We start from the raw sequence: 4,997 nt of genomic DNA on the forward strand, positions 1-4,997 counted from the left end.
CGTGAGGCGTTGGCGATGGATCCGCAGCAGCGGGTGTTGTTGGAGACGGTGTGGGAGGCGCTGGAGCGGGCGGGTATCGATCCGACGGTGCTGCGGGACAGCGCGACCGGCACCTTCATGGGCGCCATCGCCCAGGAGTACGGACCGCGGATGTACCAGGCGGCCGAGGAGACGGCCGGCTACGCCCTGACCGGCTCCATGCCCAGTGTGGTCTCCGGCCGTGTGGCCTACACGCTGGGTCTGCGCGGGCCGGCGGTCACGGTGGACACGGCGTGCTCGTCGTCGCTGGTGGCGCTGCACCAGGCGGTGCAGGCGCTGCGCCGGGGCGAATGCGACCTCGCCCTGGCCGGCGGGGTCACGGTGATGGGGTCTCCGGGCGTGTTCGTGCAGTTCTCGCACCAGGGCGGGTTGTCGCGGGACGGGCGGTGCCGGTCGTTCGGCGCCAAGGCCGACGGCACGGGGTTCGGTGAGGGTGCGGGTGTTGTGGTGCTGGAGCGGTTGTCGGATGCGGTGGCGGGTGGTCGTCGTGTGTGGGGGGTGGTGCGGGGGTCGGCGGTGAACTCCGATGGGGCGAGCAACGGGTTGTCGGCGCCCAGCGGCGTTGCCCAGGAGGCGGTGATGCGTGCGGCGCTGGCGGACGGGGACGTTCGCGCCGAGCGGGTGGGTGTGGTGGAGGGGCACGGTACGGGGACGGTGCTGGGTGATCCGATCGAGCTGGGGGCGCTGGGTGCGGTCTATGGCCGCTGCGGCGGTGTGGTGGTGGGGTCGGTCAAGGCCAACATCGCCCATGTGCAGGCGGCCGCGGGTGTGGCGGGGTTGGTGTCGCTGCTGGGTGTGCTCGGGCGGGGTGTGGTTCCGCCGCTGGCGGGGGTGTCCGGGGGCGTGTCGGAGCTGGTCGACTGGGACGGCCTGGGTATCGAGGCGGTCTCGGCCGAACCGCGTGGGTGGCCGCGGGGGGAGGGCCGGCGGATCGGCGGGGTGTCGTCGTTCGGGATCAGCGGCACCAACGCCCACGTCCTCGTCGAGGAACCGCCTGAGGACGTCCCGCTCCCGCACGCGTTCGGCCGCCGCGCGACCACCGCTCGCGCGACCGGAACCCGCGAAGCGTCCGCGTCCGCAACCGGCGCCGCCGGCGCCGGGAGCCGGGACACGCCCTGGCCGGTGTCCGGCCACACTCCGCAGGCGCTGCGCGCCCAGGCCGAGCGGCTGTACACCCGTCTCGCGGAGCACCCCGAAGCCGACGCGGCCGACGTCGCCTACTCCCTGGCCACCACCCGCACGCACCTGGAGCACCGCGCCGCGGTCCTCGGCGGCGCCGACCGCGACGACCACCTCGCCGGGCTGGCGGCGCTGGCGCGCGGCGAGGCCCCGCCCGGCACGGTCCGCGGGCGCGGCGGCCCGCCGGGCAGAACGGTGTTCGTGTTTCCCGGGCAGGGCGGGCAGTGGCCGGGGATGGCGGCCGAACTGCTGGAGGCCTCCGAAATCTTCTCCGGGCGGATCGCCGAGTGCGAAGTGGCCCTGGGCCCGCACGTGGACTGGTCGCTGGGTGCGGTGCTGCGCGGCGAACCCGGTGCACCGGGGCTGGAGCGGGTGGATGTGCTCCAGCCTGTGCTGTGGGCGGTGATGGTTGCCCTGGCCGAGCTGTGGTCGGCCTGCGGGGTTCGGCCGGACGCCGTGGTGGGCCACTCGCAGGGCGAGATCGCGGCCGCCTGCGTCTGCGGCGCGCTCTCGCTGGAGGACGGCGCCCGCGTCGCCGCCCTGCGCAGCCGGGCCGTGCGCGCCCTGGACGGCGACGGCGCGATGGCCCAAATCGCGCTGCCCGCCGACCGCGTGCGCGAGCTCATCGCCGGCTGGCCCGACCAAATCGGCGTCGCCGCGGTCAACGGCCCCGCCTCCACGGTGGTCAGTGGCGAACGGGAGGCCGTGCGGCGCACGGCCGAGCGCGCCGCCGACACCGGTGTGCGGGCGCGGATGATCGACGTGGACTACGCCTCGCACTCGGCGGCCATGGAGCCGCTGCGCCCCGCCGTCCTGGCCGACCTCGCCGACCTCGCCTCCCGGCGGCCGCGCGTGGCCTTCCCCTCCACCGTCACCGGACGCCCCGTCGCCGAGGGTGACCTCGGCGCCGAGTACTGGTACGCCAACATCCGCCGCCCCGTCGAGTTCTCCGCCGCCGTACGCGCCCTCGCCGAGAGCGACCACGGCCTGTTCGTGGAGATGAGCCCGCACCCGGTGCTGACCATGGCGGTCGAGCAGACCGCCGAGGACGCCGCCGAGCGCGCGGCCGCGGCCGGGCGGGAGGCGACGCCCGCCGCCGCCCTCGGCTCCCTGCGCCGCGGCGAGGGCGGGTGGCCGCGCTTCGCCGCGGCGCTGGCCGAGGCCTACGCCCACGGCGCGTCCGTCGACTGGTCCGCCGTCTACACCGGCGTGGAGGGCAGCGTCGTCGACCTGCCCACCTACGCCTTCCAGCGCCGCCGCCACTGGCTGGCGCCCCAGCCGCCGCCCGCCGAGCGCGCCGCCGCCCCGGACGGCGCGTCCGGCGCCGGGCACGCCGACCGGCGCCTCTGGTCGGCGGTCGCCGGCGGCGACGCCGAGTCCCTCGCCGCCGCCCTGGGCACTGACCCCGGGCCCGTGCGCGCGCTGCTGCCCGCGCTGGAGGGCTGGCGCCGGCGCCGCGACGAGCGCACCGCCCTCGAAGCGCTGTGCTACGCCGACCGGTGGGTGGCCGTACCCGAGGCGGCCGCCCCGCCCGCCGGCCGGTGGCTGGTGCTGCTGGAGCCCGGCACCGGCTCCGGTGGCGCGGCGCGGGCCTGGTACGACGCGTTGCGGGAACGCGGCCTGCGCGCCGAGTCGGTCGAGGTCGACCGCTCCGCCGACCGCTCCCGCCTGGGCGCCCTGCTGCGCACCCCCCGCGGCGCCGCCGAACCCGTCGACGGCGTGCTGTGCCTGCTCACCCTGGACGGGCCCGCCGACCCGGCGGCCGCGACCGCCGCGGGCCCCGCGCTCGTCGCCGACCTCCTGCGGGCGATGCCGGACGCCGGAGTCGACGCCCCGCTGTGGTGCGCCACCGGCGGCGCGGTCTCGACCGGGGAGAACGACCCGCTGCGCAGCCCCGAACAGGCCCCGGTGTGGGGGCTCGGGCGGGTCGCGGCCCAGGAGCACCCCGAGCGCTGGGGCGGCCTGGTCGACCTGCCCGACAGCCCCGACCGGCGCACCGCCGCCCTGCTGCACACCGCGCTGTGCGCCTCCGGCGGCGAGGACCAGCTCGCCGTGCGGCCCTTCGGCCTCCGCGCCCGCCGCCTGGTCCGCGCCCCCGCTCCGGAGCCCGCCCGCGCCGCCGCCCGGCCGTGGCGGCCCGCCGGCACCGTGCTGATCACCGGCGGAACCGGCGCCCTCGGCGCGCACACCGCCCGCTACCTGGCCGGCCGCGGGGGCGACCGCCTGCACCTGCTGCTGGCCGGGCGGCGCGGGCCCCGGGCTCCGGGCGCCGACGCGCTCGCCGCGGAGCTGCGCGCCTCCGGCACCCGGGTCACCCTGGCGGCCTGCGACGTCGCCGACCGCGCCGACGTGGAGCGCCTGCTCGCGGACGTGCCCGCCGAACATCCCCTCACCGCCGTCGTGCACGCCGCGGCCGCGCTCGACGACGCCCCCATCGCCGACCTCGACTCCGCGCGCATGGAGGCCGCCATGGCGGTCAAGGCGGGCGCGGCCCGGCACCTGCACGAGCTGACGGCCGGCACCGGGCTCTCGGCGTTCCTGCTCTACTCCTCGGTGGCGGGCCTGCTCGGCGTCGGGGGCCAGGGCAACTACGCGCCCGCCAACGCCTACCTCGACGCGCTCGCGCGCCACCGCCGCGCCGCGGGACTCCCGGCCACCTCCCTTGCCTGGGGCCACTGGAGCGGCGAGGGGATGGCCCGGCGCGCCGATGTCGCCGGCATGCTGGCGCGGCACGGCATGCCCGGCATGCCCGCGGCGACCGCCACCGCGGCGCTGGAGGCCGCCTTCACCGGCGACGCGGACCCCGCCTTCGCCGTCGCCGACATCGACTGGCGGCGCTTCACGCTCGCCTTCACCGCGGCGCGCCCCAGCACCCTGCTCGACGACCTGCCCGAGGCGCACCGCGGCGCGTCCGCGCCCGCCGCCCACGACGCCGACCCCGCGGCAGAGCTGCGGCGGCGCCTCACCCAGGCGCCCCCGCCCGAACGCGACCGCATGGCGCGGGCGCTGGTGCGCGAGTACGTCGCGGCGACCCTCGGCCACGACTCGCCGGAGGCCGTCGACGGCGCCCGGCCGTTCACCGACCTCGGCCTGGACTCGGTGATGGCGGTGGACCTGCGCAACCGGCTGAGCGCCGCCACCGGCCTGCGGCTGCCGGCCGCGCTCGCCTTCGAGCACCCGACCGTGTCGGCGGTGGCCGCCCACCTGCGCGGCGCGCTCGGCGCCGGCGACACGCCGGGGGACACCTCCGGCACCGGCGCCGCCCCCGGCGCGGCGCAGGTGGCCGAACTGGAGCGGCTGCTGGCGACCCTGGACCCGGCCGAGGTGCGCGCGTCGGGCCTCGCTGAACGCCTGCGCGCCCTGGCGCGCGCGGCCAGGGGCGGCCGCGCCCCGCAGGAGGAGGCCGCCTCCCTGGACGGCGCCACACCCGATGAGGTCTTCGCGCTGATCGACGAGGAACTCGGGGACCGGTGACCGCCGGCCCCCGGCCTCCCCGCTCGGCGGTACCGCTTCCCACCCGCAGGCCGACACGAGACCCGGGGCAGACATGACCGAGAGTACGCACACACAGCAGAAGCTCTTCGACTACCTCAAGCGCGTGACCGCCGACCTGCGCGAGACCCGGCGCAGACTGCACGACGCCGAGGCCGCCGCCCGTGAGCCGGTGGCGGTTGTGGGGGTGGGGTGCCGGTTGCCGGGTGGGGTGGGTTCGCCGGAGGGGTTGTGGGATCTGGTGGCGTCGGGGGGTGATGCGACGTGCGATTTCCCTGAGGACCGGG

Annotated in this window: 2 protein-coding genes; both read left to right on the forward strand. The window is 77.8% G+C overall.

Features of this window, described 5'->3' with window-relative positions; all coding sequences use genetic code 11:
* Nucleotides 1–9: 9 nt before the first annotated feature.
* Entirely contained in the window at nt 10–4,692 is a 4,683-nt protein-coding gene (locus ABD284_RS25650) for an SDR family NAD(P)-dependent oxidoreductase (protein ID WP_344149056.1), read from the forward strand.
* Between the two features lie 73 nt (nt 4,693–4,765).
* The coding region (locus ABD284_RS25655; protein WP_344149058.1) for a polyketide synthase docking domain-containing protein at nt 4,766–4,997 on the forward strand (232 nt) is incomplete at its 3' end.

Source organism: Streptomonospora arabica (assembly GCF_039531585.1).
Classification (GTDB): domain Bacteria; phylum Actinomycetota; class Actinomycetes; order Streptosporangiales; family Streptosporangiaceae; genus Streptomonospora; species Streptomonospora halophila.